This window comes from Alishewanella sp. HH-ZS (assembly GCF_001704375.1).
In the GTDB taxonomy this organism is placed as follows: domain Bacteria; phylum Pseudomonadota; class Gammaproteobacteria; order Enterobacterales; family Alteromonadaceae; genus Alishewanella; species Alishewanella aestuarii.
This window is the reverse complement of the sequence record NZ_LZEJ01000076.1, coordinates 1-3,945: the sequence shown is the minus strand read 5'-3', so window position 1 is coordinate 3,945 and position 3,945 is coordinate 1. Positions and strand designations below refer to the sequence as shown.

The window sequence follows — 3,945 nt, the reverse complement described above, 5'->3', positions numbered from 1 at the left end:
TTAAAATCGTGGGGATCTATCAGCATCTGACCTCAGACCGGTACCGGAGTGCTGTGGATAAGTGTGTTAGCCGAAGATGCCGCGGGTATCAATAACCACCTTAGCGGCTACGTCATTGACATGCAGGGCTTTGAATTGACGGTGATCTACTAATACTACTAACACATTGGCGCGTTCCAGCGCTTTGGGTAGGGTGGTCAGTTTATCATTGTGTTGGCTTAACCGTTTTGGCAGCGCCTTAATATTCGGCTCTACCAGCAGCACTTCACCGACATTGTCGTTGATCAGATGCTCGGCGATATCTAAAGCCGGGCTTTCACGTAGATCGTCGATATCTGCTTTAAAAGCTAAACCCAAACAGGCAATAACCGGCCGTTTGAACTGATCCGCGGCTTCTTTCACCTTGTTGATCACATAATGTGGCTTACCGTCGTTGATCTCCCGCGCTGTGCGAATCATCCGGGCCAGCGCTGGCGCCGAGTCAACAATAAACCACGGATCTACCGCGATACAGTGGCCACCGACACCGGGGCCCGGGCTTAAAATATTAACCCGGGGATGGCGGTTAGCCAGTTTGATCAGTTCCCATACGTTGATTTTCAGCTCGTCACAAATCAGCGATAGCTCATTGGCAAAAGCGATATTTACATCACGGAAAGCGTTCTCTGTTAATTTTGCCATCTCAGCTGTACGGGCGTTGGTACGTAAACATTCGCCGCGCACAAATAACTGATACAGCGCAGTAGCCTGATCGGCACAGCGCTCGGTGATGCCGCCGATAATACGGTCATTACTTACCAGTTCCTGCAATACGCGACCAGGCAATACCCGCTCCGGGCAGTGTGCGATAAACACATCGGCATTATCAGACGGATCCAGTGGTACCCTCAGATCCGGACGCAGTTCAGTCAGCCACTTAGCGATTTGCTCAGTAGTGCCCACCGGTGAAGTAGACTCCAGTACGATTAAGTTGCCTTTCTCGATTACCGGCGCGATATTTTCCAGCGCGGCACGGATATAACTCAGGTCGGGCGCCTTATCCTCTTTAAAGGGGGTGGGCACGGCAATCATAAAGGCCTGTGCCGGCTCCGGAGTTAATGAAGCTCGCAACTTGCCAGTAGTCACGGCCGCCTGTACCAACATGTCCAGATCCGGCTCGATAATATGAATTTTGCCCTGATTAATGGTATTGACCGCATGCTCCGATACGTCAACCCCAACAACCTCAACGCCACGTGAGGCAATAACAGCTGCAGTGGGTAAACCGATATAACCCAGGCCAATAACAGAAACTTTTGAATATGAAGACAGCATTATGCATTCCTTATAACGCTATAGAAGTGATGCCGCCATCATAAAGCCGCGAATATGAATATACAATTTATCGCCCAAAAAATAACTTATCCACAGCACTCCGGTACCGGTCTGAGGTCTGAGCTCCGGCCGGTACCGGAGTGCTGTGGATAGAGTGCTGTGGATAAACGGGGTTGACTTAACGAATCGTAGTAAGGCTCTCGTACACTGCGGTTATCGTCCTTGCTAAGCCTTCTTCAAAGCGCACTTGCGGAACCCAGCCAATTTCTGTCTTTATCTTATTGTTATTTAATGCGTATCGTCGATCATGCCCAGGACGGTCAGCTACATGAGTTATTAAGCTCTCCAGCTGGTCAGACCGGTACCGGAGTGCTGTGGGTAAGTTTAGAGTGGGGATTAAGTTGCATATCGCATGTGCAACTGCAAGATTCGTCAGCGGCTGATCTCCGGCAATGTTGTAAAACTCGCCGGGCTTACCACGCTGAAAAACTTGTAATAGTGCATGCACGTGATCGTCAACATACAACCAATCTCTGATTTGCAGGCCATCTCCATATATCGGTAACGGCTCCAGTTTCAGCGCACGTTGAACGAGTAACGGGATCAGTTTTTCGGGGTATTGATGGGGTCCGTAATTGTTGGTGCAATGCGTTATGATCGCAGGCAGACCATAGGTTCTTGCCCAGGCTTGCACCAGATGATCACTTGCAGCTTTACTGGCTGAGTAAGGGCTGCTGGGATGATAAGGTGCACCTTCTGCTGCAGCGGGAGCAGAAATTGGCAGATCGCCGTATACCTCATCAGTAGAAACATGAACAAATTTAAAGGCCTTTTTACAGCTAGCCGTTAGCCCGGCAAAGTAATTGCGGCAACTCTCAAGCAAATTGAAAGTACCAACAATATTACTTTGAATAAAAGGGGATGCACTCTGAATAGACCGGTCTACATGACTCTCTGCAGCAAGATGAAATACGCCCACCGGGCGATATGTAGCGAAAAATTTGGTAATAGCGTCGAGATCATTAATATCTAGCTGATAAAATCGATAGCGGCTATGCTTGCTCGCGACGGCCAGCGCTTCTGGGGCGGCAGCGTATGTCAATTTGTCGATATTGACGATCTGATAATCCGTGCTATTTAGCAAATGCCTGATTAAAGCAGAGCCAATAAAGCCCGAACCACCGGTAACAAATAACACTTCCGACATTGAATACCACCAAAATACGTTATAATCGGCAAAAAAGTGAAGCAAACTATGACCATAACAGAAACATCACTAGCCGGTTGTCTGCTGCTTGAACAGCAACACTTTCACGATAGCCGTGGTTTTTTTACTGAACTCTATGTTCAGCAACGCTTCCAGCAAGCGGGAATCACTCTGCCATTAGTTCAGGATAACCTATCGCAGTCAAAGCGCGGTGTGATTAGAGGCATGCATTTTCAGCGCAACAAGCCTCAAGGTAAACTGATATCTGTACTTAAAGGTGAAATTTACGATGTAATGGTGGATATCAGACCCAACTCCAATACGTTTGGCCAGTGGCAAGGTATCTACCTGAGCGCTGATCAACCGCGGCAGCTCTGGCTTCCCCCTGGCTTTGCGCATGGTTTTCAGGCATTAGCTGATGACACCCTGGTATTTTACAAAACCAGTAGCTATTACGACGCGAACGACGAGGGTGCTTTTTACGTATTCGATACGGATCTGGCCATTACCTGGCCTTTGCAAGCTGCAATCCTCTCGGCCAAAGATCAACAAGCGCCAAGCTTCGCTTCAATTTGCCGCACCTTAGCTGAAAACTAATGCGTATTTTAATCACCGGTGCCGCCGGTCAGCTCGGACAGCATATCAACGCAGCACTGCAGGCAAGTGGAATGCAGTTTATCGCGTGCGATCGGCAACAGTTAGATATCAGTAATAGCAAACAGTTAACGCAAAAACTAACAGAGCTTAAACCTAACATCATCATCAATTGTGCAGCTTATACTCAGGTTGATCTTGCTGAAAGTAACCAACAGGCTTGTACTGCGATCAATGAAATCGCCGTAAAGCATTTGGCAGACTATTGTCAGGCACAACAAGCCCTGCTAATTCATTTTTCAACCGACTATGTGTTTGACGGCGAAAAAAACACCCCTTACACGGAGCAGGATAGCCCGAACCCGATAAACTACTACGGTGCCAGTAAAAGAGCAGGGGAGCTTGCTATCCAGCAAAGTCAGTGCCCGCACTACATACTGCGAACCAGCTGGCTTTACAGCAATGTTGGCCGAAACTTCTATACCACTATGCAGCGGTTAAGCCAGCAAACTGCACCGGTTAAGGTTGTCGCTGACCAAACAGGTACACCAACACATGCCAAAGATCTCGCCGCAATAGTGGTAAGGCTTATTTTGCAGCAGGAATTGCCGTACGGGATTTATCACTATGCCGGTTCACAGGTGATGAGCTGGTACCAGTTTGCGCAGCGTATCTTTCAGGAACAAGGAAGCAACACACCGCTCCTTGCCATCAGTAGCGCCGAATATCCGAGCATTGCGCAGCGTCCGCGCTACAGCGCCCTCAACAGCCAGCACTTATCCACAGCACTCCGGTACCGGTCTGACCTCTGACCCTGAGGTATCCCCACG

Annotated in this window: 4 protein-coding genes; 2 read left to right on the top strand and 2 right to left on the bottom strand. The window is 48.8% G+C overall.

Annotated features, from left to right (window positions below; translation table 11 throughout):
• Positions 1-66 precede the first annotated feature (66 nt).
• Together wecC and rfbB are read right to left on the bottom strand one after the other, a co-directional pair.
• Positions 67-1,314, bottom strand: coding sequence for a UDP-N-acetyl-D-mannosamine dehydrogenase (gene wecC, locus A9165_RS16230; RefSeq protein WP_008607995.1), 1,248 nt, complete (start codon positions 1,312-1,314; stop codon positions 67-69).
• A gap of 178 nt (positions 1,315-1,492) precedes the next feature.
• Positions 1,493-2,521: a dTDP-glucose 4,6-dehydratase gene (gene rfbB, locus A9165_RS16225; protein WP_065956659.1), complete on the bottom strand. Its 1,029-nt coding sequence runs from the start codon at positions 2,519-2,521 to the stop codon at positions 1,493-1,495.
• A 48-nt stretch (positions 2,522-2,569) separates the two neighbouring features.
• On the opposite strand from rfbB, the gene rfbC reads away from it, so the two are divergent.
• Complete coding sequence (gene rfbC, locus A9165_RS16220) at positions 2,570-3,118, top strand: dTDP-4-dehydrorhamnose 3,5-epimerase (RefSeq protein ID WP_065956658.1); 549 nt, start codon at positions 2,570-2,572, stop codon at positions 3,116-3,118.
• Positions 3,118-3,927 carry a dTDP-4-dehydrorhamnose reductase gene (gene rfbD, locus A9165_RS16215; protein ID WP_065956657.1) on the top strand — a complete coding sequence of 270 codons (810 nt, stop codon included), beginning with the start codon at positions 3,118-3,120 and terminating at the stop codon, positions 3,925-3,927. The genes rfbC and rfbD overlap by 1 nt, the downstream gene beginning before the upstream one ends.
• The last annotated feature ends 18 nt before the right edge of the window (positions 3,928-3,945 follow it).

Bases quoted from the DNA above. Each gene is read 5' to 3' on its own strand.
- rfbC (WP_065956658.1), top strand. From the start codon at position 2,570: ATGACCATAACAGAAACATCACTAGCCGGTTGTCTGCTGCTTGAACAG.
- rfbB (WP_065956659.1), bottom strand. From the start codon at position 2,521: ATGTCGGAAGTGTTATTTGTTACCGGTGGTTCGGGCTTTATTGGCTCT.
- rfbD (WP_065956657.1), top strand. From the start codon at position 3,118: ATGCGTATTTTAATCACCGGTGCCGCCGGTCAGCTCGGACAGCATATC.
- wecC (WP_008607995.1), bottom strand. From the start codon at position 1,314: ATGCTGTCTTCATATTCAAAAGTTTCTGTTATTGGCCTGGGTTATATC.